Origin of the sequence: Stenotrophomonas sp. 610A2 (genome assembly GCF_030549615.1) — a bacterium.
In the GTDB taxonomy this organism is placed as follows: Bacteria; Pseudomonadota; Gammaproteobacteria; order Xanthomonadales; family Xanthomonadaceae; genus Stenotrophomonas; species Stenotrophomonas pigmentata.
In genome coordinates, this window is record NZ_CP130832.1 from 1702773 (window position 1) to 1729433 (window position 26661).

Below are 26661 nucleotides of genomic sequence, written 5' to 3' on the forward strand. Positions count from 1 at the left end.
GGCGAGAATCGGGGTTTGCGTTTGCCGTGAGTCCTGTAATGACCGAAGGTTCCACCTCTTTCCGGGCGCCCAGCCTGGTGCTGCAGATTGTCATCGGCCTGATCGCCGGTATCGTGTTGGCGCTGGTCTGGCCTACGGGCGCAGCGGCCGCGGGTCTGCTGGGCACGGTGTTCATTACCGCGTTGAAAGCGGTAGCGCCGGTGTTGGTGCTGGTGCTGGTCACGGCGTCCATCGCCAACCACCAGCGCGGCCAGAAGACCCATATGCGGATGATCCTGGTGCTGTACATGATCGGCACGTTGGCGGCGGCGCTGGTGGGTGTGGCTGCCAGTTTCCTGTTTCCCAGCAAGTTGACGCTGAAGACCGCCGAGGCCGGCATGAGTGCGCCGGGCGGTATCGGTGAGGTGCTCAATACCTTGCTGATGCAGATCGTGGACAACCCGGTGCACGCACTGCTCGATGCGAATTACATCGGCCTGCTGGCGTGGGCGGTGGGCCTTGGCCTGGCATTGCGTCACGCCAGCCAGACCACCCGCACGTTGGTCAGCGATCTGTCCGATGCCATCACCTGGCTGGTGCGGCTGGTAATCAAATTCGCACCGCTGGGTGTGTTCGGCATCGTTGCCTCGGTGTTGGCCGAGTCCGGGCTGGGCGCATTGAAGGACTACCTGCATCTGCTCGCAGTGTTGGTTGGCGCGATGCTGTTCATGGCCTTCGTTGGCAATCCATTGATCGTCGCCGTGGTGACCCGCCGCAATCCCTACCCGTTGGTGCTGCGTTGCCTGCGCGACAGTGGCATCACCGCGTTCTTCACCCGATCTTCGGCGGCCAATATCCCGGTCAACATGGAACTGTGTCGCAAGCTCGGCCTGCACGAGGACACCTACTCGGTGGCGGTGCCGTTGGGTGCGACCATCAACATGGCGGGTGCGGCAATCACCATTTCGGTACTGACGCTGGCCGCAGTGCATACCTTGGGCTTCCCGGTCGATCTGGGCACGGCGTTGCTGCTCAGCGTGGTTGCCGCGATTGGTGCCTGCGGTGCGTCCGGCGTGCCGGGTGGCTCGTTGCTGCTGATCCCGCTGGCCTGCGGCCTGTTCGGTATTTCCGATGATGTCGCCATGCAGGTGGTCGGGGTCGGCTTCATCGTCGGTGTGGTCCAGGATTCGGCGGAAACCGCACTGAACTCCTCCACCGACGTGGTGTTCGTCGCCGCGGCCGAACAAGCACGCGGACACGCCTGATGAGCATCGCCACGCGCTTCACGCCAGCGGTACGCATCGGTGTTTCGATAGCGATTGCGACGGGCCTGTATGGCATCTCGTTTGGTGCGCTGGCGGTTGCGTCGGGTTTCAGTGTGGCGCAGACCGCTGCACTGAGCCTGCTGATGTTCACCGGAGGTTCGCAGTTCGCTTTCATCGGGGTGATCGGTGCTGGCGGTGCGGGTGCGGCGGCGTTTGGCGCGGCCACCTTGCTGGGTATCCGCAACGCGGTGTACGGCGCGCAGATCAACCGCATGTTGAGGCCGCGCGGCTGGCTGAGGCCGCTGGCCGCACAGGTCACCATCGATGAGTCGGCTGCCACCGCGGCAAGCCAGACCGAGCCGCAGGAGCAGCGTCGCGGTTTCTGGGTGGCGGGACTCGGTGTTTACCTGTGCTGGAACCTGTTCACCTTGTTGGGTGCCTTGCTGGGCGATGCGCTGGGCGACCCGCGCCAATGGGGCCTGGATGGTGCCGCGGTGGCGGCCTTCCTCGGCTTGCTGTGGCCGCGGCTGCGTTCGCGTGAGCCGGTGGCGATTGCGGTGGTCTGTGCCTTGGTGACGGTGCTGGCGCTGCCGTGGGTGCCAGCAGGAGTGCCGATACTGCTGGCCGCCGCGGTGGCTGCGGTCTGGGGCTGGTTTGGCAAGGGCCCGGCGGATGAGGGGTTGGAGCCTGATGTCGCGCCGAACGTCGAGGAGTCGTTGCGATGAGTTTGTGGGCGTGGATCGTACTTGGCTGCGTAGCGGCGTGGGCAATCAAGTTTGCCGGTTACCTCGTGCCGGTGCGCTGGCTTGAATCGCCACGGATGAATCGTGTCGCGGGCTGTTTGACCATCGGTCTGTTGGCGTCATTGACTGCGATGAACACGGTGTCGGCCGGGCAGGGTCTGGCCTTCGATGCGCGCATCGGCGCGTTGCTGGTGGCGGCAGTTGCGCTGATGCTGCGGCTGCCGTTTTTGCTGGTGGTGATTGCAGGTGCTGCGGCAGCGGCGCTGATTCGACTGCTATGAGCGCAGTTTGCGGTTGTAGGAGCGGCGTAAGCCGCGAAGCCGATACATCATCCGTGCACTGTTTACCTGCGACTGCAGATCGCCGCATGCCTTGTTTGGTGTTGACCGGAGCCATTGCCAGCTTCGCGGCTTACGCCGCTCCTACAAAACCAAGGCTGGCCTTGGCCTAGAACTTCTGGTCAGCAGCCAGATAACGCCACTGGCCTTCGGGCATCTTGCTCAGGCCGATGCGGCCGATGCGCAGGCGGCGGATCTGCTCGGCTTTCAGGCCGACCTGGCCGCACATGAACTGCAACTGGCCCAGGCGCACGTCCTTGATCGCAAAACGCAGGCGCTGCTCGCTCTGCCAGCTGATCTTGGCCTGCGGCAGGCTGCGGCCTTCGTAGATCAAACCGTGGGTCAGTTTCGGCATCGCCCACGGGGTGGGTTCACCGCTGACTTCGACCACGAACTCCTGCTCCAGGCTGTAGCCGGACTCCTGCAGGTGGCGGCGCACGCGCCAGTCCTGGGTCAGTACGACCAGGCCGCTGGCGGCATCGTCCAATGGCATCAGGTAGTCCAGGCGCTGGAAATGACGGCGTAGCGGGCGGATGCCGGAGGCGTCGTCGGCGAAACGGTTGTCGTCGGCCAGCAGCGCGAACAGCTGCTCTGGCGTGCAGCCAGCCGGCTTGTTGATCAGGAAGGTGGCGGCTTCAGCGGCTTCGGTGCTGCCTTCGGCGGCCAGGGTGATCACTTCCTCGCTGACCATGGTCTGCGGGGTTTCCACCACCACGCCATTGACGCTGATCCAGCCGCCTTCGATGTACTGCTGGGCCTGCGAGCGCGAGCACTGCAGCTGCGCGGCAACGCGCTTGTCGAGACGGATCGGGGTGGTCATGGTGGCTATGGGTTCTACGAAGGGCGGGGAGTGTAGCGCTGCAGCGGGGCCGGGGCGATGGGCGGCTCAGCCGGGTTCATGTTCCAAGGCGGTCAGGTACAGGCGCAGGTCGAACTCCAGCTGGTGGTAATCCGGCTCCATGTGCAGGCACAGCTGGTAGAAGGCCTTGTTGTGGTCCGCCTCTTTGATATGCGCCAGCTCGTGCACCACGATCATCCGCAGGAACTCGGCAGGGGCCTCGCGGAACACGCTGGCAATGCGGATCTCGCGGCTGGCCTTGAGCTTGCCGCCATGATTGCGCGAGATAGCGGTATGCGTGCCCAGCGCGTGTTTGACCACCTGCAGCTTGCCGTCATACAGCACCTTGCCCAGCGGCACCGATTGGCGCAGGTGGCGCTCCTTGATGGCCTGCACGTAGTCGTAGAGCTGGCGGTCGTTGCGCACCGGGTTGGGCTCGGCGTAGCGCTTGCGGACGGCTTCGCCCAGCTTGCCCGCGTCCAGCAGCTCGCGGGCGCGCTGCTGCAGGTGTTCGGGGTAGCCATTCAGGTATTTCAGCGGAAGCATGGGCATTGGGCGGGACCGGGCAGGCCGCTATGATGGCAGCCTCGGCAACAGAACCATGAACAACGACGATGGCAAAGGGTAATCCACTGCAGGAACAGCTGCTCAAGGCTGGCCTGGTGAAGAAATCGCAGGTCTCGCAGGTGGCACGCGAGCAGGTCAAGGCACGCCACGGCAAAGGCCCGGTCAGTGCGACCGAAAGCCAGCGCGAGGCCGACCGTGCCCGTGCCGAGAAGGCCGAGAAGGACCGCCAGCTTGCCGCCGAGCGCAATGCCCAGCGCCGTGCCGATGAGCTGCGTGCGCAGGCCCGTCAGATCATTGCCGACCGCAAGCTGCCGCGTGCCGGTGAGCTGGAATACCGTTTCAACGACGGCGCGGTGATCCGCACCATCCTGGTCACCGAGGCGCTGCGTACCCAGTTGGCAAATGGCGCGCTGGTGATTGCCCGTCACGGCGACAGTTTCGAGCTGCTGCCACGCATGGCGGCGGAAAAGGTGCGCGAGCGTGACGCCAGCCTGATCGTGCTCGACCACGGCCAGAGTGCGGATACGCCGATTTCCACGGGCAACGCTGAAGACGACGCCTACTACGCCCAGTTCCAGGTGCCCGACGATTTGATGTGGTGAGTGCGGCGCACCAGCGCTGACCGGATTCGGTGTTCGCAGGCATTGGCGCGCCGCGCCGCCTGCAGCGGATGGGGCTGGTGTGGCAGATCTTGTTCAGAGAGCTGTACGCCCCCGCGCCCAAGCCTTGAAATGCGGTCACGGAGGCGTCAGTTTGCCTGTGTTGCTGTACGTGGAGACAGGACATGGCTACCGGTTGGGCGGGCGACACCGCCGTTCAGGATCAGATTGACGCCACCGTCGAGGACGCTATCAAGCGTGCGCGCAGCCGCATGCCGAGCGGTCCGGGGCTGGATCACTGTGAAGAATGTGATGCGCCGATTCCAGAAGCGCGACGCAAGGCCGTGCCCGGCGTGAGGTTGTGCATTGCCTGCCAGCAGGCGCAGGACGAAGACGAGGCGTTTGCCGGTTACAACCGGCGCGGCAGCAAGGACAGTCAGCTGCGTTGAGGAGCGGTGGCATTCACCGCCGCAGTGGCTTTGGCCCTTGCTCTGGTGCTGCAGCGGCTTGTCATCCCCGCGGAGGCGGGGATCGCTTTGGCCCAACGCCCAAAGGCTCAGCTTTTTCCCGGTCCCGGCAGCACATCATTCAAGTACTGCTTCTGGATTACCCGCGGTACCAGCCTGGGCCGCTCCATCAGCACAAAGCGCACGCCTTTCACCGTCTGCGGCGCGGCCTTGCTGACAAAGCCAAAGCGCTCATACACCGGCACTGCGATCTCGGACGAATTGACTGTGTACTCGCGGCGGCCGTGTGCACGCAATGCATGCTCCCATAGCCGTCGCGCAATGCCGCGTTGGCGGGCGCTGCGGCTGACAAACAGATGATGGATGTGGCTGTCGCCGCGCATCGCGAGCATGCCGACCAGTGCACCTGTCTCCTCGATCACGTAGTGCGCGAACTCCTTGTCGACCAGCCGATCAGCAAAGCTGGCAGGAGTCAGCGAGGCCAGGAAGGCATGTGCGCTGGCACCGCTGTCGGCATCAAGCAGATGGCGGGCCAGCGGGGTTACAAGTGCGCTCAGCGCCTCTGCATCGGTGATATTCGCGTCGCGCAGAGTGACTTCTTGATCCATGTCCTTCCCCCTTGCGCGCCCCCGGAAGCAGGGGCGTGGGCGGAAGCATACCCGCAGCTGGCGTGCTGAAAACGGGTCAGTCGCTGCAGCTCAGTGCTTTGCGCCGCCAAGCCGGAAGCTGCCGCTCCAGCGCAGCATCGCGAACAGGCACCACATCCAGCCGGCGGTGGCGATCAGGCCGCCGACCAGGCCGATATGCTGCATGCCCAACTGCAGGCTGACCTGGCTGCCGATCAAGGCACCGGCGCCAATGCCGATGTTGAAGATGCCCGAGAACAAGGCCATCGCCACGTCAGTGGCGTCGGAGGCCAGGTTCAACACCTTGGATTGCATCGACAGCGCAAAGCTGATCATCGCCACGCCCCAGACCGATACCAGCGCATACAGCAGCCAACTGCTGTGCAGGCCCGTGCGCAGCAGCAACAAGCTGGCGGCCAGGGTGCCGATCGCGGTCAGCAGGAAGCCGCGCGGCCAACGCAGGCCATAGCGCGAGAACAGCACGCTGCCGACGAAACCCATGCCGCCGAACAGCAGCAGGACCAGGGTGGTCACGTGCGCATCAAAGCCGCCGATCTTCTGCACGAAGGGTTCGATATAGCTGTAGCCGGTGAACTGGGCGGAGATCACCACCATCACCAGCAGGTACAAGGCCATCAAGGCAGGGCGGCGCAACAGCAGGGGAATGCTGCTGGCCGAGCCGCTGTTCTGGCTGGGCAGGGCAGGCAGCAGGCGTGCCAGCACCAGCATCACCAACAGGGCGACGCCGCCGATGGCCATGAAGGTGATGCGCCAGCCCAGCAGCTCGCCCACGATGCGGCCCAGCGGAATGCCCAGCACCATCGCCACCGAAGTGCCGGTAGCGAGCAGGCCGAGGGCCTGCGGGCGCTTGTCCTGTGGCGCCACGCGCACCGCCAGCGAGGCGGTGATCGACCAGAACACCGCATGTGCCAGCGCAATGCCAACCCGGCTGGCCATCAGCACCGGGTAGCTCCAGGCCACGCCGGACAGCACGTGGCTGGCGATGAACAAGGCGAATACGCCCAGCAGCAGCCTGCGGCGGTCCATGTTGCGGGTCAGCAGCATGCACGGCAGCGAGGTCAGGGCGACTACCCAGGCGTAGATGGTCAACATCAGCCCGACGTGCTCGATCGGCTTGCCGAAGCTGGCGCCGATGTCGCTGAGCAGGCCTACCGGGACGAATTCGCTGGTGTTGAAGACGAACGCTGCCAGGGCCAGGGCGATGACGCTGAGCCAGCGCTGGCGGTCGGAGCGCTGGTCGTGGAGTTCGGCAACGGCAAAAGCGTCGCCTGCCTGCGGGGCAGGGCATGAAGGATTGGGAGAGGCGGACATTGCGTGCGGGCTTGCGACCGGGCCGGTCGCTCAATGTCGGCAATTTTCGCACGGGTCATATGGACGCGAGCGGAACGCTGTGGACCGGGGCGGTGGCGACGCAAGGGCGCTCAGGCGGCGAGAGGGCGGGTGGGGCGTTGGTCCTGGTAGCGATCTTGTGCTTGCCTTGGCTGTCGAGGCAGCGCCGGAGGCGAAGCAAGGACAAGCACCCGCGCCAGAAAAATCCCTGCTTTCGCAGGGATCATGGACTCAGGATCGTGGTTGTATTGACCTCTGTCCGGGCCTGCTCAGCCATCTCCCTGCACGGTGATCGTGCTGGAGTCGCCGCCGCGCCAGCGGCGCAGGCCGCGCTGGAAGAACAGGCTGTTGGGGATCTGCATCAAGGTGCCGTCGACCGGGCCACCGACTTCGTGCAGGGTGGTGTAGATCAGGTTGATGTCGGTGACCACACCCTTCAGTCCGGGCTTCTCGCCGTTCTCCAGCAGCTCGATCTGGTCGCCCAGGCGGAACGGGCGGGTGGTGAAGATCAGGAAGGTGCAGAAGATGTTGGAAAGCACGCTCCAGGCGGCGAAGAACGCGACCGCACCAACGGCGGCAAAACCGGTGAACGCCGTCCACAGCACGCTGGCCTGTACGTGCAAGGCCTGCAGGATGGCGACCAGCGCCACGGTGCCGATGACGAAGTTCGACAGCCGACGGATCGCCATCTCGATCTGCGCCGGCAGCGTGTAATGGCGTCCAAGCCGTGCCAGCAGGCGCCGGGTGAGCAGGCGCAGCAGCCAGGCCACAACCAGGATCAGCAGGATGCTCAGGCCGGTATTGATGGGTTCAAGCCATTGCTGCATCGAGGCGGGGAGGTAGTGCTTCATGCGATTTCCTTGCGGTGCGTCAGTGCTTCAGTGCGGCATCGGTGTGGCGCGGGTTGCCGTCGTTGGTGGCGGGGGTGATGTTCAACAGCCGGGCCAGCAAGGGATAGATGTCCACGTTGTCGATGGGCGCGATGCTCACGCCCGGGGCGAAGGCAGGACCATAGCCGATGAACGGTGAATACATGTCCGGCAATGCGTTGTCATAGCCATGTTCGCCGAACAGTTCGTGGTTCTTGCGCTTTTCAGCCTGGCGGGTGGTGACCTGCCAGCCCAGTTCGGCAGTGCAGATGTAGGCCGGAACGCGGCGGTGATGGCCGTATTCGAAGCGCGCAGGGATCTGCTCGCGGGTCATGCACTGGATGTGCGGGGTGCTGCCGGCCAGCAGCTGCTGCGCTGCCGCTTCACCACCGGGCAGGGCGTCGAATGAGGCATAGGCGCCGGTCCAGCCGAAGTCGAGCTTGCTGACATCGACGATGTCATCCAGCAGGACCTGCTTGCTTGGATCGGTGGCGGTCATGCCGTGGTCGGAAGTGACCACGATGTTGATTTTCTGCTGCAGTCCCTGTGCCTTGATGCCGGCCAGCAGCTCACCGATCGCGGTGTCCACTTCGCCGAGCGCGCTGTTCAATTCAGCCGAATCCGGGCCGTGGCGATGGCCCATGGTGTCGACCTTGTCGAAGTACAGGGTAATGAAATGCGGTCGCTCCGCGGCCGGCAGCGCCAGCCACTCCAGTACCTGCTGCACGCGCTGCTGCGAGGTCACCTTGATGTCGAACGGCCGCCAGAACTCAGGCCGCGCGCCGTGTACTGGCGCTTCCGAGCCGACCCAGAACATTGCCGCAGCGCGGCCGCCCTGTTCACGCACGCTGGTCCACAACGGCTTGCCGTCGTCCCACCAGCGCTCGTCGCGGACCGTGGCCGGGTCGAACATGCTGAAGCGCACGCCGGGGATGGTCGGGTCGGTCATGAAATTGGCGATGACGCCGTGGTGGTCCGGGCGCAGGCCGGTGACCAGGGTGTAGTGGTTGGGGAAGGTGATCGACGGATAAGACGGTCGCATGAACTCGGCGCGGGCGCCGCCAGCCACCATCGTGGACAGGTTCGGGGTCAGGCCGCGGTCCAGGTAGTCATTGCGGAAGCCATCGATGGAAATCAGGATGACCGGCGCCAGTGCTTCCTGCGACATGCGCTGGGCGCGTGCCGGAGCTTCGCTGACGGACGGGGTGCTGGCACAGCCAGCCAGGGCGAGGGCGGCACAAAGCAGCAGGGCGGGGGTACGAAACATGGGCGGCAACGGTTTTGGCGAACGGCGATTGTCGGCCAGGGCGGCATTTGCTGCCAGTCAGGGGCCGGCTGTCGGCCGCTTCGGCAAAGCCTGATCCGGCTTTAAACCTTTTTGCTGCTTGCCGCATCCAATGGATATGCTCGACGCCACCGTGACCGCCACTGCTCCCTCTCCGCCCGTCGTCGTCGATGACGCCGCGCTGGCCCGTGCCGCCGCGGCTGGTGATACCCGCGCCTACGAACGGATCTACCGGCGCCATTCGCCGCGTCTGTACGCCTTGCTGTGGCGTCTGTGCGGTGGCAACGCTGCGCGCGCCGAGGATGTGCTGCAGGAAACCTTCATCCAGGCCTGGCGCAAGCTGCCGCAGTTCCGCTTCGAGAGCGCGCTGGCCACCTGGTTGCATCGGTTGGCGGTGAACACGGCGCTGATGGAGCTGCGCGCGACCACCTTCGAGTCATTGGATATCGGCGAGTCGGGGATGGATCTGCTGGCCGAGATGGCCGACACACCACGCTGCCATGCCACCGACATGGACCTTGAGCGTGCGCTGCTGACCCTGCCGCCACGCGCCCGCGCGGTGCTGGTGCTGCATGACATTGAAGGCTGGAAACACCAGGAAATCGCCGTGGAACTGCAGATGGCTGTCGGCAGTTCCAAGGCCCAGTTGCATCGTGCGCGCAGCTTGTTGCGCACGCGGCTTGGAGACGCATGATGAACATTCAAGACAACGATCACGATGACCTGCTGGCGCAGCGCCTGCGCGATCTGCCGACCGAACGGATACCACCGGCCGCCGTCTGGCAGCGGATCTCGGCAGAGCTTGAGCAGACCCCGCGCAACGAACCGATTGTCGAGCTGCCGGTTTCTTCGACGAATGACGCTGCAGCAAGACGTGCATCGCGCCGGCATTGGCCGCGTTACGCAGCCGCTGCGGTTGTAGTGGCACTGGTCGGCATGGCCAGCGTGCTGTTGCTCCCACAGCAGCCCCCGGCATCCGTCGCCGTCGAGGAGTCGGCGCTGCAGCATCAGGCCAACACCATCACCTACCAGTACCGGCAGGCGATGGCGACGATTCCGCAGCAGGACGTTGCCGCCGAGCTGCAGCCGGCGCTACGGGAGCTGGATGAAACCGCGGGCAGCATCCGCAGCGCCATCGCGCAGAGCCCCGACGCCGATTTTCTACTTGGACAGTTGCAGCGCACCTACGCGCTGCGGCTTGAACTCACCCGCAAGGGCGTCAACCCGACCGGACTTTCGACTTGAAGGAGCACCTGATGAAAGCTTGCATGCGCCATCTGATCGCCACCGCCCTGCTGCTGGCCCCGCTGACCAGCGCGTTCGCGCAGACCGCGGTCAACCGTAGCCTGCCCTTGTCCAGCGGCGGCCGCGTGGAACTGAGCAATGTGGCTGGTTCGGTCACCGTACGTGGCTGGGACCGCAACGAGGTACAACTGACCGGTTCGCTGGGCGAAGGCCAGCGACTTGAAGTGGAGAGCAGCGCCAATCGCGTGGCGTTGAAGGTGGTCTACCCACAGAACAGCCGCAGCAGCCGCGGTGCGGTGCTGGAACTGCGTGTGCCGCGCGCTGCGCAGCTGCAGACCAGTACCGTCAGTGCCGGAGTGGACGTGGCCGAGGTGGACCTGCGTCGTCTGCAGAGCAGCACCGTCAGCGGCAGCATCACGGCCAATGGTCGTGCCGGTGAGGCGGAGTTGACCACGGTCAGCGGCGCGATCCGCTCGCAGCTGCAGACCTCGCGGCTGGAGACCAGGACGGTCAGCGGTGGCATCAATGCGGCGGGTGCCAGCGGTGGTGAGGTCTCGGCCAATAGCGTGTCGGGCGGGATCACCCTGGATCTGGCCAAGGTGCAACGGCTCAGTGCCGAGTCGGTATCCGGCAGCCTTGGCGTGCGCAGTGCGGGCCTGCAGCCGGGCGGCCGGGTGAATCTGGAGACGGTGAGTGGCTCGGTTTCACTGGGCCTGCCGGCCAATACTTCGGCGCAGCTGAAGGTCAGCACTTTCAGCGGCAGCATCCGCTCCGACGTAGGCCAGGTGGAGAGCCCGCGCTACGGGCCGGGCAAGAGCCTGGATGCACGGATCGGTGGCGGCGATGGTGATATTTCCATCCAGTCGCATTCGGGCGGCGTGCGGGTGAGCCTGGATCGCTGATTCACTCCCTCCCTTTTGCGCAGCAAAGGGGAGGGCCGGGCAGGGCTAAAGCTTCTGCTCCCTCCCTTTTGCGCAGCAAAGGGGAGGGCTGGGGAGGGGTAACGCTTTTGTGCTTCTGGATCCCCAGCCTCGCGGCTTACGCCGCTCCTACAAACCTGCAACCGCGTCATTCGTTGTCGCCGCCAGCGCCAGCCCCTGCACCACACCAAACGACGGGTCGCCGTGCACCAGCTTGGCAGTAGGGAAGGCTGCGGCAGCGGCCTGCTGGATGTAACCGGCGCGCGACATGCCGCCGGTCAGGAACACCGCCGCCGGGTCGTGGCCGATATCGGCACGTACCTGCTGCAACAAGGTTTCAAACTCACCCAGATAGCCACCGGCAGCCGAGGCCAGGTGCGGCGCATAGATGTCGACGAATAGTCCGGCTTCGATGAAATCCAGCACGCTGTTGTGGCGCGGCTGGCTGCTCAAGGCGATCTTGCACTGCTCCACCGCGCGGTATAGGCGCGCGGTATTGCCGGTGTCCTGCAGCGCCTGCAGGCGCGGGCCATACGGTAGATCGACCGAGTCGTAGTTGTGCTGGCGGAAATCACGCTGGCGGGTCATGTCCTGCACCATTGCCGCTTCCACATAGTGGTGCGCGGGCACGCGGGTGATGCCGCGGCCAAACAGCGGCATGTAGCCGGCCAGGCTCAGGGCCAGATCGATGTCGGTACCACCACGGGCAATACCCCAGGCGCGGTGAATCTGCGGCGCGGTGTTGCCACCAACGCTGGCATGGGCGATGTCGGTGGTACCGCCGCCGACGTCGACGATCACTGCTTCGTGGCGTTCGCTGCTGACCGCGTGGTAATGCATGGCTGCAGCAGCCGGCTCTTCAAGGAAGTCCACTTCGTCGAAGCCCGCCGCCATCGCTGCGCTGCGCAGGATATCCAGCGCCTGGTCGTTGCCGGCCGCGCCAATCGAGCTGCGGAACTGCACCGGCCGCCCGAGCAGGGCGCTGCGCACGTTGCTTTGCAGCTGGCGCGAGGCGGTCAGGCGGATGTGCTCAAGGATGTGCGTGGCGATGCCGGTGATGGTCTGCTTGGCGCGCGGATGCAGGTTGTAGCCCAGCATCGACTTCGGGCTCTGCACCAGGTTGCCTTCGTTCTCTTCGAAGTAGGCTTCCAGTGCGTCGTCACCGTAGACGGCGTTCTGCAGCAGGGCGGTGGAGCTGCGCGGTTCGCGGATGCGCTCTTCCATCCATTGCCGGCGCAACACGCGGATGGCATCGCTGCGCAGCTGCTCGTGGGTACGTGCATTGCCGACGGCGCGGGCGTCGCGGCGGCCGGACTCGATCAGGTCCTCGACCTGCGCTTCCAGTGCCGGGGTCAGCTCGAAATCATTGGGGTCGCGCATCACTTCGGGGAAGTACACCGTGGTGCGGAACTGCTGGGCGTCGCCAAAACTGACCGGGACTACCTTGCCGTCGATGTGCGCGGCGGCGGCCGAGTTGCTGGTGCCAAAGTCGATGCCGAGTTTCATGATGCCTGCGGGTCTTGCTGTTGAATCGGCCGCGCACTTTACTACGCCGCCGCGCGGCTGGCTTCACATGTTGCTGGTCGATGGCGCCTCCAGCGCCGCCAGGCGGGCCTGCCAGGCCTCCGGTGTCTGTGGTTTGACGAACAAGGCCACGATTTCCGGGTGCTGGCGCCGCGCCGCCTGCTCGATGCGGGCCACGCAGGCTTCGATCTGCGGCGTGCTGCAACGGTCATCGAATGCCGCACTGAGCGCTGCCAGCACCTGGTTCGGGCCGACCTGGATGGTCAGGATGCCGTTGGCGCTCTCCACGTCCGGGTCGGCTGCGGCCAACTGCAGCAGGGCCTCACCCAGTTCAGGGTGGGCCGGCTCGCCGATCAGCAGGCCCTTGGTTTCACGCGCCAGCAGGAAAGCGGCTACCGCAAGCACCACGGCGATGCCGATCGAGGCCAACGCGTCCAATTCAGGCATCTGCAGCCACTGCGCAGCGACCAGTCCGGCCAAGGCGATCAACAGGCCGAGCAGCGCGGCGCTGTCTTCCAGCAGTACGGTGAACGTGCTCGGGTCCTTGCTGCGGCGGAAGGCTTCGAAATAGCCGTAGCGGCCCTTGCCGGCGCGGAACTCGCGCAGCGCCACCCACCACGAGGTGCCTTCGAACAGCAGTGAGACGCCGAGCACGATGTAGGCGATGCTGGGGTTGGCGATGGGTTCGGGGTCGCGCAGATGGATGATGCCCTGGTACAGCGAAACACCCGCGCCCAAGGCGAATACCAGCACGGCAACGATGAAGCTCCAGAAGTACAGCTCGCGCCCATGGCCGAGTGGATGTGCGCGGTCCGGAGGTTGCTGGGCGCGATTGAGACCGTGCAGCAGCAGGACTTCATTGGTGGTGTCCACCAGCGAATGCACGCCTTCGCTGAGCATGGCCGAGCTGCCGGAAATTGCCGCGGCGATGAACTTTGCAACGGCAATTCCCAGATTGCCGGCCAGCGCCACATAGATGACGAATCGCGAGCCGCTGCTTCTTGCCACGGGAGCTCCTGCCAACGCGACGCACAGTGCCGCGCAGGCACTTTCCCGCCGCGTGCGTGGCGGTGGTGTGAGCGGCTGTGACCCCAGCGGCTACAATACGGCGTTATTCAATGTACGGGAGTCCCCCATGTCTGTTACTTCCTGCCCGCAGTGTTCGCTGGAAAATGTCTATGCCGATGGCGCGCTGTGGATCTGCGCTGATTGCGGCCATGAGTGGACCGCTGGCGAAGCGGCCGAATCCACTATGGTGGTGCGCGACAGCAACGGCAATGTGCTGGTGGCTGGCGATACCGTTACCGTGATCAAGGACCTGAAGGTGAAGGGCTCATCGATCCCGCTCAAGCAGGGCACGGTGATCCGCAACATCCGCCTGGTCGAAGACGATGCCGAAAACATCGAAGGCAACTCGGAAAAGATCAAGGGTCTGGTGCTGAAGACCTGTTTCCTTCGCAAGGCCTGAGCCTTGCCTTTGCCGCCCGCGGTGCGCGTTCAGCGCGCCGCGTGGCGCGCCTCCAGCCTGCGGATACCATCCAGCTTGCTCTGGTAGACCGCCCGCATCGGATCGCCGCCCAGGTCGCGGGCGCGCTTCATCTCACGCATCGCCAGATGGTTGTCGCCACTGAGGAAATACGCTCGGGCCAGACCGAAGTGAAACTGGTGGGCGTTGCCGTACAACCTCACTGCTTCGCGGTAATAGTGCACGGCCGTGGCGTAGTTGCCAGCACGCTCGGCGGCGGTGCCCTGCATGTACTGGTAGAACGGATCGCGTGCACGGACCTGTTCCAATCGTGTCTGCAGCTGTGCGACGCGACGGCTGTTGCCCATGCGTTGGTAGAGGTTGGTGGCGTTCTGCAGGGCCGGCGCGTGTGAGGCGTTGATTGACAATGCGGTTTCCAGATCCCGTGCTGCAGCGTCGAGGTCGTTTACCCGCGATTCGAGCACGCCCAGGTTGCTCCAGCCCGGGGCGAAGCGCGGTTCCATCCGCAATGCCGCGTCGAAGTAAGCGCGGGCGCCCGCGTAATCACGTGCGGCGAGTTGTTCGGCCCCGCGGTTGTTGTAGAAATGGGCGAGCGCGCGACGGTCACTGATGGGTTGTGGACCGCGGCGGTCGTAGAGCACGTTGCTGTCCAGGTCGAGGGTGGCGCTGCGGCCCCCCACGCGCATGCCGACGTTGACGTGGCCAGCGTTGAAGATCAGACCCTGGTCCTGATACCAGGTCACCACCTGGCCGACTTCCTGCATCCGTGCCTCCAGGCCAACCTCGCGGGCCAGGGCGACAAACAGCAGGGTGAAGGACAGGCAGTTGGCACGGCGCCGCTGCCAGGTCTCGGCGACGGTCAAGGTGGCGGCGGTTTCATATTCCAAGGCCAAGCCTTCGGGCCGGAATACGAGCTCAACGAGCAGATGCAGGCGTTGCTCCGGGGAATTGGCCACCTTGATGACGCGCTCCTGCAGCTGCGCGTGGATTTCGGGCGGGATGGCCATTACCTGCTCCGGCGTTGGCACCGTGACGGGAGCGGGAGCGGGAGCGAAGGGCGTCGGAGGCGCGGCAAAGGCCACGCTGCTGGCGGCGAGCAGGACTAACGCATTCCAACCGATCATGGCGATCACCCGGAGTTTGCTGCGGCCCCTCCAGTGTAGGCCTGTTGTGGCGGGATGGAAGCGGGGCGGGGACAAATCCACAGCGGGTGTGGACCAGCCCTGTGCAAACATGTGGATAACTATTGGCAGCCCTTGTGCGGCGTGGCTCGCCGAGCGGTGGTGAAAATTTCGCCATGGCCGGGCCGTGACCGGCGGGGTCTGCTAGTATCCGCGGCCCTAGACAGTAGTGGCCGCCGCAACGGAGCGGGTACGGCAGCCGGCTTTCGATACCAGACCATGACGAAGCAGCTTTCCTCCACCGAGGCCCAGATGACACTGGGCCTGGGCAGCGATATTCCAACCGAACGCCTGTTCTTTGCCGTGATGCCGGACCCGATGACGGCCGAGCGCGTGGCCGAGCTGGCCGATGGTCTGCGCGAGGAGCATGGTTTGGCGGGACACCCGTTGGCGCCTGAACGCCTGCATGTGACCCTGCATCACCTGGGCGACTATGCCGGCCTGCCGCCGAGCCTGCTGCCCAAGGTGCGCCAGGCCGCTGCGCGGGTGCGCATGCCCGAGTTCGAGGTCTGCTTTGATCAGGTGGGCAGCTTTGCCGGCAGCGTGAATAACCCGTTCGTGCTGCGCAGTGAATACGGCGCCGAGTTGTTGAATGGCCTGCATGAAGAACTGGCGCGCTGCCTGCAGGGCGTGGGCGGCAAGCTGGACCCGCGTTTCACCCCGCATATGACCCTGCTGTACGACCGCCGCCGCCTGCCGATCCAGCCGGTGCAGCCGTTCCGCTGGTTCGTGCGTGAATTCGTGCTGGTGCGCAGTTTCCTCGGCCAGGGCCGTTACCAGATCGAAGGCCGCTGGCAGCTGGGCTGAGCCGGAGCTGCTGGCTGCGGTGCAAGCCACGGCTCCCTACATTGCGGGTGAGCCTGTCCAATCCTTGGCTTCATGCCAAGATGCAGCCATGAACGATTTGCTGCAGACCCTGCCGCCGCCGCTGCTGGCCGAGCTGAAAACCGCCTACGCGCAGCCGCCGCGTGCGTATCACAACTTTGGCCATGTGCAGGCGCTGCTGCAGCACTACCGCGATGTCGCCGCTGGCCCCGGCTGGCAGCAGCCGTTGGAGGTGCTGCTGGCGGTGCTTTACCACGACGCCATCTACGAGGCGGGGCGCGGCGACAACGAGACGCGCTCGGCGCAGCTGGCCGCGTCCGCGATCAAGCGTTGGCTGCCGGATACCGAAGTGGACGTAGCGCGGGTGATCCTGCTGATCGAACTCACCGCGCGCCATGGCAGCCTGGATGGCGCAGAGCTGGATGCGGATGCCGCGCTGTTCCTGGACAGCGACATGGCGATCCTGGCTGCGCCGGACGCGGTATTTGATGCCTATGACCGTGGCATCGCCGAGGAGTACCAGGGCAAGGTGCCGGGCTTCCTGTTCCGGCTCAACCGGCGACGCTTCCTGAAGAAGGTATTGCAGCAGCCGCGTATCTTCTTCAGCGCGTTCTTCCATGAACGTTACGATGCGGCGGCACGCGCCAATCTGCGCCGGGCCACGGCCTGAGTCCGCGCTTTGGCTAAAATGTCGCTTGTCCTGTTGCTGATAGGGCCGAACCGGCCGCTGTAATGAACGAATTGCCTGTCCCAGTCCCCGCAACTGCAGATCCCGACCCGCGCCCGCAACCACCGGAAGCACCTGGTCCGAACGAGTGCTGTGGCAGCGGCTGCCCGCTGTGCGTACTGGATCTGTATACCGACGAATTGCTGCTCTACCGGCAGCGGCTGGCCGAATGGCTTGAACGCCATCCCGAAGCGCAGGCCTGAGCAGGCCGTTTCGACATCTTTCCGCCCGCCATGGGCGTAGGCTTTGCAGCAACGTTCTTGAGGCCTGTACATGGCACGTGTGATGTGGGGAATGTGGGTGCTGGCAATGAGCCTGTGGGCGGCGCCAGCAATGGCGGCCGAACAGGTCAGCCATGGACGCTTCGAACATGTGCCGGTGCTGCTGCCGAGTGCGCCGGTACAGCGCGTGGTGTTGTGGTTCGCTGATGCGTCAGCTCCAGCGGAACGGCAGGCTCGACTGCAGGCGCTGCGTGATGACGGCGCGATGGTGGTCGACATCGACACCCGCCATCTGTATCAGGTGCTGACCAGGGAGGGCGCGCACTGTGGTTTTTCCGCAGGCGACGTCGAGAATTTCTCGCGCTATGTGCAGGCTTACTACCACGTGCCGACCTACCGCCTGCCCATCCTCGGCGGTGATGGTGCCGGTGCGGCGCTGGCCTATGCGGTCGCTACACAGGCTGGGCCGGACGTATTTGCCGGCTTGTTGACCGAAGGTTTCTGCCCGGAGCTGCGCAACGCGACGATGACCTGCGGCGATGCCATCAAGGGCCAGACGCTGTTGCCGCAGCCCCTGCATTTCCCCTGGTTGAACGCGGTTGCCGGCAAGGGTCAGACTTGCCCGGCGAAGGAAATTGCTGCATTCACTGCGGCGGTGCCGTGGGCGCGCCAGTTCGCGCGTACCGCTGCGGGTAGTGCCTTGCCTGGTGAGGTAGCTGCCGCACGGGTGCTGGGTGCACAACGCGGTGTCAGCTTGCCTGCGGTGCCGCAGGATCTGGACGGTCTGCCGCTGGTGGAAGTGCCGGCCAGCGGGCAGGGCGACACCTTCGCGGTGTTCGTCTCCGGCGATGGCGGTTGGGCGGGGTTGGATAAGGATGTGGCCAGCGCCTTGGCGAAGGCTGGAATTCCGGTGGTCGGGGTGGACTCTTTGCGCTACTTCTGGAGCGAACGCACGCCGGCGGGATTTGCGACCGACCTGGATCGTATCGCGCGCTATTACGCCAACCACTGGCAACGACCGAAGCTGCTGCTGATTGGTTTCTCGCAAGGCGCGGATGTGCTGCCTGCGGCCATCAACAAGCTACCGCCAGCCACCGCGCAGATGCTGCGCATGAGCGCACTGATGTCGATGGGCGAGCGCGCCGACTATGAATTCCATGTCAGCAACTGGATTTCCAGTGGCGGCGATGATGGTTTGCCGATCGCGCCGGAGGTACGGCGCATGGCCGCTGACAGCACTTTGTGCATCTACGGCGCCGATGACAGTGACGCTCTGTGCCCGAAGTTGCCGGCCGGTAGCGCGCAGCTGATCAAGCTGCCGGGCGATCACCATTTTGAAGGCGATTACGAAGGCCTGGCGAAAGTGATACTGCAGCGTGTGCAGGGGCCGTAGAGATTTTGCTGGGTTGCTGTAGGAGCGGCGTCAGCCGCGAAGCTGGAGATGTCTCAGATCATCGGCTTCGCGGCTGACGCCGCTCCTACAAAAGCAGATGGCTATTTCCTGCTTGGATCCAACGAAATCAACCGGGTCACATCCAGCAGTGCCGCTGGTAGGTGCACGCCACCCGGTGCGGCCAGATAGCGCGGCCGCCACTCCGGTGCGAACTTGGACTTGAAGCGGCGCAGCCCGCTGAAGCCATAGAAACGCTCGCCATGGCGCGCGACCAGGTTGGCGAAGCGGTTCCAGCGCCCGGCCAGTCGGTGCTGGGCCAGGCCAGTCAATGGCGCCATGCCCAGCGAGAAGCGGGTATAGCCATTGGCAGCGCCCCACAGGAACAACTCGATGAACAGGAAATCCATCGTGCCCTTGGGTGCATCCGGGCGATGCCGCATCAGGTCAACCGACAGCTCATGACCCGCCGGTGCCTGCCAGATATTGGCGAAGGCGACGATACGTCCTTCCGCTTCGACCACCGCCACCGGGAAACGGCTCATGTAGCCGGGCTCGAAGCTGCCCAATGAGAAGCCTTTTTCTTCGCCGGCTTTTTCGTCCAACCATGCGTCCGAGATTTCTTCCAGCTCTCCCAGCAAGGCCGGCACCTCGCTGGCCGGCACCAGCCTGAAGCTCAGTCCAGCGCGCTTGCCCTTGTTCCAGGCCTGGCGCAGATCCGCGCGTTCGCTGCCGGCCAGGCTGAAGTCCTGCAGCGGCACCATTGCTTCCTCGCCCAGTTTGACCAGGGTCAGGCCAAGATCCAGGTAGTGCTGCCAGTACTTGTCGCTGGTCTGGTAGAACACCGGGCGCAGGCCGAGCCGGTCGGCTTCCTCGCGGAATTTCCAGATCAGCGCGGCTGCCACCTGCGATGGCCCAACCGGGTCACCCATCGCCACCAACGAGCCGCCGTAACGCTGCAGCATCACGAAGCCATCGCCAGCCTCGCTGCGCAGGATCGCCTTGTCGCCGGTCATCGCCACGCAGGCCTGGGTGTCCTGGGCCAAGGCCAGTACCGGACGCAGTTGTTCCAGCGTTGCCGCATCCGGCAGCGGCAGCGGGCTGCGGGTGCTGTGCAGCAGACGTGCCAACCCGAACACGATCAGCGCGATGCAGACCAGCAGCAAAGCGCGTAGCGCGCGTGGCGCATTGCCGGAGGTGGCGAACTGCCACCACAGCTCGTTCTGGTATTCGACATGGCTGTAGACGAAGAACAGCAGCCACACGGTGGCGACCAGCACCAGGGCGACATTGCGCAGCCATGGCCAGGACCATGCCTCGTCGAGCAGGGCGCCTTCGCGGTAGAACTCGCGCCGTGCCGCCCACAGCGCGATTGCGACCAAGGGCAGGGTCAGGGCGACGGTGAGGTGGCCGCCGCGCAGCCACGCCGGCAGCGGCAGGGCGATGCATAGCGCCAGCGCCAGCATCCACGCAGAATGGCTCCGGCGCTGCAGTCCCTGGCCGATCAGCAGCAGCAACACGCCGCCCAGACTGCCCAGCAGGTGCGAGGTTTCCACGATCGGCAGCAATGCTGGCAGCACCCGCTGATGGGGCACTGGCAACGTGCCGTCGATCAGCAACAGAGCACCGGCCGCAAATACGGCCAGCGCGATCAACTGCGGCAGCCACGGCCGTATTACCGACCACGCAGTCCCGGCGCCACTGCGCAGCGGGCGGCGCACGCTGGCAAGGGCCGCCAGCAGTGCGGACAGGAACAAGGGCAGCAGGTAGTAGGTGATGCGGTAAGCCACCGCGGCAGCGAGGATCGCGGCCGGTGCCACCTGCGGCAGCAACTTGAGCAGGCTCCACTCGAACACGCCCAAGCCTGCCGGCACCGTGGACACCAGCCCAGCCACCACCGCCACCAGATACAGGCCGACGAAGCCGATGAAGCCGACCTCGGCCTGCGTCGGCAACAGCACGTAGAACGCGGCCGAGGCCAGGCCCAACTCGACCACGCTCAACGCGGTGACTTCCAGCACCGTGCGACGGTCAGGAATCCACATCCGGTGCGTGCCCCAACCGACGCTGCGGCCGTCGCGGCCAACCAACAGCAGCATCGCGGCGAAACCGACCAGCAAGCCGATGCCGAGCGCATGCACCGCCGTGGCCGAGATCGGCAATGCCAGCGCGGCGGCACCTGGTTCCAGCAGCAAGGCCAGGCCAAGCAGCAGCCAGGCACCGAATACGAAACCCAGGGTGCTCATCAGCACCACCTGGCCAATCTCGGCAAGGCTGAGCCCGGCACTGCCGTAGCTGCGTACGCGGATGGCACCACCCGTCAGCGCGGCAAAACCCAGGGTCTGCCCGGCGGCGTGGGCCAGGAAGGCGGTGATGCCAACACGGGCCGCAGGCAGTGGATGCTTCGCACGGCGCAGGCCGATGGCATCGAATCCGATCAGGCAGGCATAGCTGGCCATGCCCAGCAGCGTCGCCATGCCCAGTTGCGACCACGAGAGACCGCGCACGGCGGCACGGATCTGGTGGTAACCGTGATCGCTGAACTCGCCGGCCAAGGCATGCAGCGCCATTGCCATGATGGCGAGGGTGACGAGGATGGCGGCAACACGCCGCCAACCCGGCATGGAGGATTCCGAAGACGTGGAAGACGCGGTCATGCAGACGGGAGGGAGCTATGCGCTGGCGCGGCGCGGACGCATAAGACTAGCCCCCTTGCGTGATGATGGCTGCATGCACGCAGTACAGCGTTTTCACCGCCTTCAGTCAGCGGACCGCCCACGGGCGCACTAGACTTGGCAGCTCGAACGGCGGGGAGTGGACATGGGTAGTGGTTCGCACAAGGGAGCACGGCAATCGCCAGCGCTGGCCTTGGCCGTGGTGCTGGCCTTGCTGGTGTTCCTGGCTGTTGCCATCGGCCTGCAGTTTGCGCGTGATGACCTGGACTGGGTACGGGCAACCCTCAGTCTGTATCTGCATGGCCCCTATGGGCTTGTGCTGCGCAGCGTCTATTGCCTGCTGGCGCTGGCCATCGCCGTGCTTGGCGTGATGCTGTACCGGCAAGCGCATGGCAACGCACGGCGCGGCTTGCCGCCCAGTCTGTTCGCCGTGGCCGGGCTTGGATTGGCTACGGTAGCGATAGGCGATAGCTGGTTGCCGCAGTACGCGCCGTTGCTGGCGCCGCTGGTTCATGGTTTGGCGGCACAGACTGCTTTCCTGTGCGTGACCGTGGCCATGCTGTTGCAGGCCTGGTGCTTCGGCCGCGACACACGCTGGCGGAGCCTGTATTGGCTGACCTGGGCCTGGGCGTGGTTGGCCTTTGCGGGGTTGTGGGTGCACGTGCTGTGGCGTGGCAGCCCGCGCGGACTGGGGCAGAAGCTGGTGATTGCGGTTGTGGTGGGCTGGTTGCTGTTGGTGGCGCTCGCATCGTGGCGTCGTTCACGCAAAGAAACGCCTGAAACTTCCACTTGCCCTCACAATGGCGGCTACATCCCCAACACGGAGTCACCCTGATGATCCAGCGCTTCGATACCGGCCCGCGCATGTCGGAAATGACCATCCACAACGGCGTGGCCTATCTGGCCGGGCAGGTGCCGGAAGACACCAGCGCCGATATCGTCGGCCAGACCGAGCAGGTGCTGCAGGCCATCGACGATCTGCTGCGTCTGGCACCGACCGACAAGACCAAGATCCTGCGTGCCGAGATCTTCCTGGCCGACCTGGCCGACTTCGCCGGCATGAACCAAGCCTGGGACAAGTGGGTACCGCAGGGCGCAACGCCGTCGCGCGCCACGGTGCAGGCCAAGTTGGCCAACCCGGAGTGGAAGATCGAGATCGTGATCACCGCTGCAGTGCCGTAAGCGGACTGCATGACCACTACTGATCTGCGCTGGATGCGATCGCATCCGGGCAGATCAGGCTTTGAAACTGCTGATGGCTTTGCAGGGAGGCAAGGGAAGGGAATGAAGGTTCGTCTGTTGTTTGCAGTGTGTTGTGCGTTGGTTGGCGCCAGTGCGACTGTATCTGTTGCGGCGCCGGCGCCTGCGCCGTTGTCGAAGTTGATTTACGCGCAGGTGCCTGTGCAGCGGATCGAACCGCTGCAGTACCCGCAGTTCAAGCTGATTGAGGCAGAGCTGCGCAATACGGTGCGCCGCCATGGTGACCGCAGTGTTCCCAATGGTTTCTGTGCGGTGGGCTACCAGCTCGCCGGCGGCACGGTGGAAACGGTGCTGATATGGGACAACGCGCAATGGTTGATCCGCTGGTGGGGCGGTGATGCGCTGGCTATATCGGAGGAGCGTTATGCCGTATCTGCGTCGTTCTCACCGGTCACCGACCTGCGCACCGACCTGGTCGAGGACAACCGCTATCCGCTGGGCACGCGCGCGATAGTGCGCGCGGATGCGGAGGCTTTGATTGCGGATTGCCGTGCGCACGGGCACCAGTACACCGTGCCGCCACTGCCGCCGAAAGACGAGGATGAAGAGTATTGAGTTCGCAAGACTTCGCCGGCTTGTAGGAGCGGCGTAAGCCGCGAAGCCGGTACTGTTCGGATCGCAATGTTCAACATGATCTGAAACAGCTGTGCTCTTTCGGTTTGATGCCGATGATCGGGATCTCAGACAGCTGGTTTGCTACGAGCTTCGCGGCTTACGCCGCTCCTACAGCTGCAGGGGCTGTCACTAGCTGCAGATCGATGCAATCCACCGGGCAGGGCGGGATGCACAGCTCGCAGCCGGTGCACAGGTCGGCCAGCACGGTATGCATGTATTTGGCGCCGCCGACGATGGCATCGACCGGGCAGGCCTGGATGCACTTGGTGCAGCCGATGCAATCGGCTTCGACGATCACCGCGACCTGCGCTGGTTTGTGCTCGCCGCGGCTGCGGTCGTAGGGCAGGGCGGTTACGCCCAGCACATGCGCCAGTGCGCGCGCACCGGCATCACCGCCTGGCGGGCAATGGTCCACAGCGGCAGCATTGGCTGCCATGGCCTCGGCATAGGGACGACAGCCGTCATAGCCGCATTGCCCACATTGGGTCTGCGGTAGCAGCCGGTCGAGGCGTTCGACCAGCGCAGCCCTTCCTTCTCCCTGCAAGAGAAGGTGGTGCGCAGCGTCGGATGAGGGTTGGGTAATCATTGGGGAGTCCTGCTGTTCGCCCTCACCCTAAGCCCTGTCCCGGAGGGAGCGGGGCTCAGGAAAGGCATTTGCCGCGATACCAACGCTCGTGCGCCAGCGCCAGCATGGCTTTGTCTTCGCTGCTGTCGCCGTAGGCGTGGATACGCTGGTAGCTGCCCAGATCGAAGCGCTTGCGTATCAGGGCGACCTTGCGCGCGCCGCAGTCGCCCTCGGCGTAGCGGCCGGTGAAGCGGTTGTCCTGCACCTCGAGCCGGTTGCAGATCATCTGCAGGCCCTGCCGTTCGCACCAGTGCTGCAGGTACAGGTCGAGCGAGCCGGACACGACCACCACGGTATGGCCCTGCGTCTTGTGCCACTGGATCTGCTCCAGCATCTCCGGCCGCACCATCTCCGGCAGCTGCTCGCGTGCGTAGTCGCGTGCCATCTGGGTGATCTCACCGGCATGGCGGCCAGTAAACACCTGCGCGGTGACACGGCGGCGGACGCGTTCGGCCGAGATCAGTTTCAGCCGGTAGGCCAGCACCCACGGCCCAACCCGCCACCATCCCTGCGCGCGCTGTTCCGGTGTGGCCACGCGACGCAGGAACCGGCTGTAGGTGTCACAGACGGTGATGGTGTGGTCGAAGTCGAAGAGGGCTAGCTGCATGGTCCACTCCGTTCGGGAAGGGTGCGCCCAGCGGCGCACCCGTTGCCATCAACGTACCGGCATGCCCGGCAATGCACCGCCATCGGCATCCAGCAACGCCAGCGCGCCGCCGTCGAAGCCGGCCGACAGGATCATGCCTTCGCTCAGGCCGAAGCGCATCTTGCGCGGAGCCAAGTTGGCGATGAACACCACGTTGCGGCCGACCAATGCTTCCGGTTCGGCATAGCTGCCGCGGATGCCGGAGAAGATCTGCCGCTGACCGAGGTCGCCGGCATCCAGCAGGAAGCGCAGCAGCTTGTCCGAGCCTTCGACGAAGCCGCATTCCAGCACCTTGCCGATGCGCAGGTCGAGCTTGGCGAAATCATCGATACCGATATACGCGGAAGCTTCACCTTCGGCCTTGGCCTCGGCCTTCACTTCGACCTTGGCGGGCTTCTCGGCCTTGGCCGGCTTGGCCTCGGCGGCGGGCTGGGCGGTGAGGGTGTCCTTGGAGGCGTCGGTCATTGCGTCAATCATCTTGGGGTCGATACGGGTGAACAGCGCCACGTAGGCGGCGATGCTGTGTGCGGTCAGCGGGGTGGTGATGTCGTCCCAGCCGTGGACCGGGGCGTTGAGGAAGCTCTCGGCCTGCAGTGCCGTGGCCGGCAACACCGGCTTGAGCGCAGTGACCAGCACGCGGAACAGGTTCAGGCCCTGGGTGCAGACCGCCTGCAGTTCGGCGTCGGCACCTTCCTGCTTGGCGATGACCCACGGCTTGGTGTCGTCGATGTACTTGTTGGCTTCATCGGCCAGCGCCATGGTCAGGCGGATGGCGGCGGCCGCGTCGTTGCGCTCGTAGGCTTCGCGAATCGGTGCCAGCGCAGCGATGAAACGATCGTACTGGGCCTGGTCAGGCAGCGTGTCGGCCAGCTTGCCGTCGAAGCGCTTGGCGATGAAGCCGGCGCAGCGGCTGGCCAGGTTGACGAACTTTCCGACCAGATCGGCATTCACGCGGGCGGTGAAGTCGCTCAGGTTCAGATCGAGATCGTCGACGCCGCCGGAGGACTTGGCGGCGAAGTAATAGCGCAGTGCTTCCGGTGCCAAACCGGCATCCAGGTAGGTGCGGGCCATGATGAAGGTGCCGCGCGACTTGCTCATCTTGGCGCCGTCCACGGTCAGGTAACCGTTGACGTGCAGCTTGGTCGGCGTGCGCAGGCCGCTGCCCTTCAGCACCGCCGGCCAGAACAGGCCGTGGAAGTTGACGATGTCCTTGCCGAGGAAGTGGTGCAGCTCGGTGTTGCTGTCGGCAGCGAGCACGGCGTCGAAGTCGTCACCGGTCCTGGCGCACAGGTTCTTGAAGCTGGACAGATAGCCGATCGGCGCGTCCAGCCACACGTAGAAGTACTTGCCCGGTGCGCCGGGGATCTCGAAGCCGAAGTAGGGCGCATCACGCGAGATGTCCCACGCGCGCAGGCCGCCCTCGGCATCCAGCCACTCGGCGAGCTTGGCCTTCACGCCCGGCAGGGCCACGTCGCCGGCCAGCCATTCGCGCAGGAACTCCTGGAAGCGGCCGACTTCGAAGAAGTAATGCTCCGAGTCGCGCATTTCCGGGGTCGCGCCGGATACCACCGACTTCGGCTCGATCAGGTCGGTCGGGCCGTAGGTGGCACCACAGACTTCGCAGTTGTCGCCGTACTGGTCGGGCGACTTGCAGTTGGGGCAGGTGCCCTTGATGTAGCGGTCGGGCAGGAACATGCCCTTGGCCGGATCGTAGAACTGCGCCACCGAGCGACGGCTGATATGGCCGGCGGCGTCGAGCTTGGCGTACAGGGCTTCGGTCAGCTCACGGTTGGTGGCCGAGTTGGTCGAGTCGTAATGGTCGAAATCCACGCCAAAGGCGGCGAAATCGCGCTCATGGCCGGCCTGGATGTTGGCGATGAAGGCTTCCGGGGTCACCCCGGCCTTCTCCGCGGCCAGCATGATCGGCGTGCCGTGGGTGTCATCGGCGCAGACGTACCAGACCTTCTCGCCCATCATTCGCCGCGCACGCACCCAGATGTCGGCTTGGATGTAACCCACCAGGTGGCCGAGGTGCAGCGGGCCGTTGGCGTAGGGCAGGGCATTGGTGACTAGGGCGTTGCGGGTCATGGCGATGGTTTGCAGCAGGGGACTGGTGATTATCGCATGGCTGAAAAGAAGCAGCCCCGGGAGGCCGGGGCTGGGGGCTTGCCAGACAGGGAGCGAAACCTGGGCCTTCCCTTCTCCCGTCTACGGGAGAAGGTGCCCTGAAGGGGCGGATGAGGGGAGCTTTTGACTTTGCTCAGCTAGAAGCTTCCCCTCACCCCAACCCCTCTCCCGCAGGCGGGAGAGGGGCTATGAGCAAGAGCTTCGAGCAGGGCCTCAAGCAACAGCTTCAAGAAACAGCCTCAAGAAACAGCCTCAAGCAACAGCCCCA

The 26661-nt window shown here is 64.9% G+C and carries 29 protein-coding genes; 16 read left to right on the plus strand and 13 right to left on the minus strand.

Annotated features, from left to right (window positions below):
• Window positions 1-38: 38 nt before the first annotated feature.
• From sstT to Q5Z11_RS07675, 3 genes are read left to right on the plus strand one after another with little or no spacing between them, the layout of a single operon-like run.
• Window positions 39-1244: a serine/threonine transporter SstT gene (gene sstT / locus Q5Z11_RS07665; RefSeq protein WP_303749442.1), complete on the plus strand. Its 1206-nt coding sequence runs from the start codon at window positions 39-41 to the stop codon at window positions 1242-1244.
• Window positions 1244-1969, plus strand: coding sequence for an AzlC family ABC transporter permease (locus Q5Z11_RS07670; protein ID WP_303749443.1), 726 nt, complete (start codon window positions 1244-1246; stop codon window positions 1967-1969). Before sstT ends, Q5Z11_RS07670 begins: the two co-directional genes overlap by 1 nt.
• Window positions 1966-2268, plus strand: coding sequence for an AzlD domain-containing protein (locus Q5Z11_RS07675; protein WP_303749444.1), 303 nt, complete (start codon window positions 1966-1968; stop codon window positions 2266-2268). The genes Q5Z11_RS07670 and Q5Z11_RS07675 overlap by 4 nt, the downstream gene beginning before the upstream one ends.
• Window positions 2269-2434: 166 nt before the next feature.
• On the opposite strand, the gene Q5Z11_RS07680 is transcribed toward Q5Z11_RS07675, so the two are convergent.
• Complete coding sequence (locus Q5Z11_RS07680) at window positions 2435-3145, minus strand: rRNA pseudouridine synthase (RefSeq protein ID WP_303749445.1); 711 nt, start codon at window positions 3143-3145, stop codon at window positions 2435-2437.
• Window positions 3146-3211: 66 nt separating this feature from the next.
• The gene (locus tag Q5Z11_RS07685; protein ID WP_303749993.1) at window positions 3212-3709 is read right to left on the minus strand and encodes a M48 metallopeptidase family protein; all 498 of its coding nucleotides are present in this window, start codon (window positions 3707-3709) and stop codon (window positions 3212-3214) included.
• Between the two features lie 68 nt (window positions 3710-3777).
• On the opposite strand from Q5Z11_RS07685, the gene Q5Z11_RS07690 reads away from it, so the two are divergent.
• A complete protein-coding gene (locus tag Q5Z11_RS07690; protein WP_303749446.1) occupies window positions 3778-4332 on the plus strand; it encodes a DUF2058 domain-containing protein in 555 nt (184 codons plus the stop codon).
• Window positions 4333-4514: 182 nt separating this feature from the next.
• Window positions 4515-4778, plus strand: a complete 264-nt coding sequence (locus Q5Z11_RS07695; protein WP_303749447.1) for a DksA/TraR family C4-type zinc finger protein — start codon at window positions 4515-4517, stop codon at window positions 4776-4778.
• Window positions 4779-4885: 107 nt separating this feature from the next.
• Here Q5Z11_RS07695 and Q5Z11_RS07700 read toward each other — a convergent pair whose 3' ends face one another.
• The 4 genes from Q5Z11_RS07700 to Q5Z11_RS07715 all read right to left on the minus strand — a co-directional run bounded on the left by Q5Z11_RS07700 (window position 4886) and on the right by Q5Z11_RS07715 (window position 8908).
• Window positions 4886-5404 carry a GNAT family N-acetyltransferase gene (locus Q5Z11_RS07700; protein ID WP_303749448.1) on the minus strand — a complete coding sequence of 173 codons (519 nt, stop codon included), beginning with the start codon at window positions 5402-5404 and terminating at the stop codon, window positions 4886-4888.
• 90 nt (window positions 5405-5494) lie between these two features.
• Window positions 5495-6754 (minus strand): sugar transporter, encoded by a 1260-nt coding sequence (locus Q5Z11_RS07705; RefSeq protein WP_303749449.1) that lies wholly within the window; start codon window positions 6752-6754, stop codon window positions 5495-5497.
• 287 nt (window positions 6755-7041) lie between these two features.
• A complete protein-coding gene (locus Q5Z11_RS07710) occupies window positions 7042-7623 on the minus strand; it encodes a mechanosensitive ion channel family protein (RefSeq protein ID WP_303749450.1) in 582 nt (193 codons plus the stop codon).
• Window positions 7624-7642: 19 nt separating this feature from the next.
• Window positions 7643-8908: an alkaline phosphatase family protein gene (locus Q5Z11_RS07715; protein ID WP_303749451.1), complete on the minus strand. Its 1266-nt coding sequence runs from the start codon at window positions 8906-8908 to the stop codon at window positions 7643-7645.
• A 136-nt stretch (window positions 8909-9044) separates the two neighbouring features.
• Between Q5Z11_RS07715 and Q5Z11_RS07720 the strand changes: the two genes are divergently transcribed.
• From Q5Z11_RS07720 to Q5Z11_RS07730, 3 genes are read left to right on the plus strand one after another with little or no spacing between them, the layout of a single operon-like run.
• Window positions 9045-9620, plus strand: coding sequence for an RNA polymerase sigma factor (locus tag Q5Z11_RS07720; protein WP_303749994.1), 576 nt, complete (start codon window positions 9045-9047; stop codon window positions 9618-9620).
• On the plus strand, window positions 9617-10171 hold the full coding sequence (locus tag Q5Z11_RS07725; RefSeq protein ID WP_303749452.1) for a hypothetical protein: 555 nt from the start codon (window positions 9617-9619) through the stop codon (window positions 10169-10171). The genes Q5Z11_RS07720 and Q5Z11_RS07725 overlap by 4 nt, the downstream gene beginning before the upstream one ends.
• Window positions 10172-10182: 11 nt before the next feature.
• Window positions 10183-11073: a DUF4097 family beta strand repeat-containing protein gene (locus Q5Z11_RS07730; RefSeq protein WP_303749453.1), complete on the plus strand. Its 891-nt coding sequence runs from the start codon at window positions 10183-10185 to the stop codon at window positions 11071-11073.
• Between the two features lie 147 nt (window positions 11074-11220).
• Here the strand turns inward: Q5Z11_RS07730 and Q5Z11_RS07735 are convergent, their stop codons facing one another.
• Both Q5Z11_RS07735 and Q5Z11_RS07740 read right to left on the minus strand, forming a co-directional pair.
• Window positions 11221-12597, minus strand: a complete 1377-nt coding sequence (locus Q5Z11_RS07735) for an Hsp70 family protein (protein ID WP_303749454.1) — start codon at window positions 12595-12597, stop codon at window positions 11221-11223.
• Window positions 12598-12660: 63 nt separating this feature from the next.
• A complete protein-coding gene (locus Q5Z11_RS07740) occupies window positions 12661-13710 on the minus strand; it encodes a cation diffusion facilitator family transporter (RefSeq protein WP_405051684.1) in 1050 nt (349 codons plus the stop codon).
• A 40-nt stretch (window positions 13711-13750) separates the two neighbouring features.
• Between Q5Z11_RS07740 and Q5Z11_RS07745 the strand changes: the two genes are divergently transcribed.
• Window positions 13751-14083: a zinc ribbon domain-containing protein YjdM gene (locus tag Q5Z11_RS07745; RefSeq protein WP_303749455.1), complete on the plus strand. Its 333-nt coding sequence runs from the start codon at window positions 13751-13753 to the stop codon at window positions 14081-14083.
• Between the two features lie 29 nt (window positions 14084-14112).
• On the opposite strand, the gene Q5Z11_RS07750 is transcribed toward Q5Z11_RS07745, so the two are convergent.
• The gene (locus tag Q5Z11_RS07750; protein ID WP_405051660.1) at window positions 14113-15225 is read right to left on the minus strand and encodes a tetratricopeptide repeat protein; all 1113 of its coding nucleotides are present in this window, start codon (window positions 15223-15225) and stop codon (window positions 14113-14115) included.
• 276 nt (window positions 15226-15501) lie between these two features.
• Here Q5Z11_RS07750 and thpR point away from each other — a divergent pair, with 276 nt between their 5' ends.
• The 4 genes from thpR (at window position 15502) to Q5Z11_RS07770 (ending at window position 18448) form a co-directional block, all read left to right on the plus strand.
• On the plus strand, window positions 15502-16089 hold the full coding sequence (thpR, locus tag Q5Z11_RS07755; protein WP_303749457.1) for an RNA 2',3'-cyclic phosphodiesterase: 588 nt from the start codon (window positions 15502-15504) through the stop codon (window positions 16087-16089).
• Between the two features lie 88 nt (window positions 16090-16177).
• Window positions 16178-16777, plus strand: a complete 600-nt coding sequence (locus Q5Z11_RS07760; protein WP_303749458.1) for an HD domain-containing protein — start codon at window positions 16178-16180, stop codon at window positions 16775-16777.
• 62 nt (window positions 16778-16839) lie between these two features.
• Window positions 16840-17037: an oxidoreductase-like domain-containing protein gene (locus tag Q5Z11_RS07765; protein WP_303749459.1), complete on the plus strand. Its 198-nt coding sequence runs from the start codon at window positions 16840-16842 to the stop codon at window positions 17035-17037.
• 70 nt (window positions 17038-17107) lie between these two features.
• Window positions 17108-18448 (plus strand): virulence factor family protein, encoded by a 1341-nt coding sequence (locus tag Q5Z11_RS07770; protein WP_303749460.1) that lies wholly within the window; start codon window positions 17108-17110, stop codon window positions 18446-18448.
• A 101-nt stretch (window positions 18449-18549) separates the two neighbouring features.
• Here the strand turns inward: Q5Z11_RS07770 and mprF are convergent, their stop codons facing one another.
• Window positions 18550-21102, minus strand: a complete 2553-nt coding sequence (gene mprF / locus Q5Z11_RS07775) for a bifunctional lysylphosphatidylglycerol flippase/synthetase MprF (protein ID WP_303749461.1) — start codon at window positions 21100-21102, stop codon at window positions 18550-18552.
• Window positions 21103-21265: 163 nt separating this feature from the next.
• On the opposite strand from mprF, the gene Q5Z11_RS07780 reads away from it, so the two are divergent.
• The 3 genes from Q5Z11_RS07780 (at window position 21266) to Q5Z11_RS07790 (ending at window position 22935) form a co-directional block, all read left to right on the plus strand.
• Window positions 21266-21955 carry a DUF998 domain-containing protein gene (locus Q5Z11_RS07780; protein ID WP_303749462.1) on the plus strand — a complete coding sequence of 230 codons (690 nt, stop codon included), beginning with the start codon at window positions 21266-21268 and terminating at the stop codon, window positions 21953-21955.
• Window positions 21955-22302, plus strand: coding sequence for a RidA family protein (locus Q5Z11_RS07785; protein ID WP_303749463.1), 348 nt, complete (start codon window positions 21955-21957; stop codon window positions 22300-22302). Before Q5Z11_RS07780 ends, Q5Z11_RS07785 begins: the two co-directional genes overlap by 1 nt.
• A 102-nt stretch (window positions 22303-22404) precedes the next feature.
• On the plus strand, window positions 22405-22935 hold the full coding sequence (locus tag Q5Z11_RS07790) for a hypothetical protein (RefSeq protein WP_303749464.1): 531 nt from the start codon (window positions 22405-22407) through the stop codon (window positions 22933-22935).
• A 157-nt stretch (window positions 22936-23092) separates the two neighbouring features.
• Here Q5Z11_RS07790 and rnfB read toward each other — a convergent pair whose 3' ends face one another.
• From rnfB to metG, 3 genes are read right to left on the minus strand one after another with little or no spacing between them, the layout of a single operon-like run.
• Window positions 23093-23581 carry an Rnf electron transport complex subunit RnfB gene (rnfB, locus tag Q5Z11_RS07795; protein ID WP_303749465.1) on the minus strand — a complete coding sequence of 163 codons (489 nt, stop codon included), beginning with the start codon at window positions 23579-23581 and terminating at the stop codon, window positions 23093-23095.
• 55 nt (window positions 23582-23636) lie between these two features.
• Window positions 23637-24227 (minus strand): HAD family hydrolase, encoded by a 591-nt coding sequence (locus Q5Z11_RS07800; RefSeq protein ID WP_303749466.1) that lies wholly within the window; start codon window positions 24225-24227, stop codon window positions 23637-23639.
• Between the two features lie 48 nt (window positions 24228-24275).
• Window positions 24276-26354, minus strand: coding sequence for a methionine--tRNA ligase (metG, locus tag Q5Z11_RS07805; protein WP_303749467.1), 2079 nt, complete (start codon window positions 26352-26354; stop codon window positions 24276-24278).
• Window positions 26355-26661 lie beyond the last annotated feature (307 nt).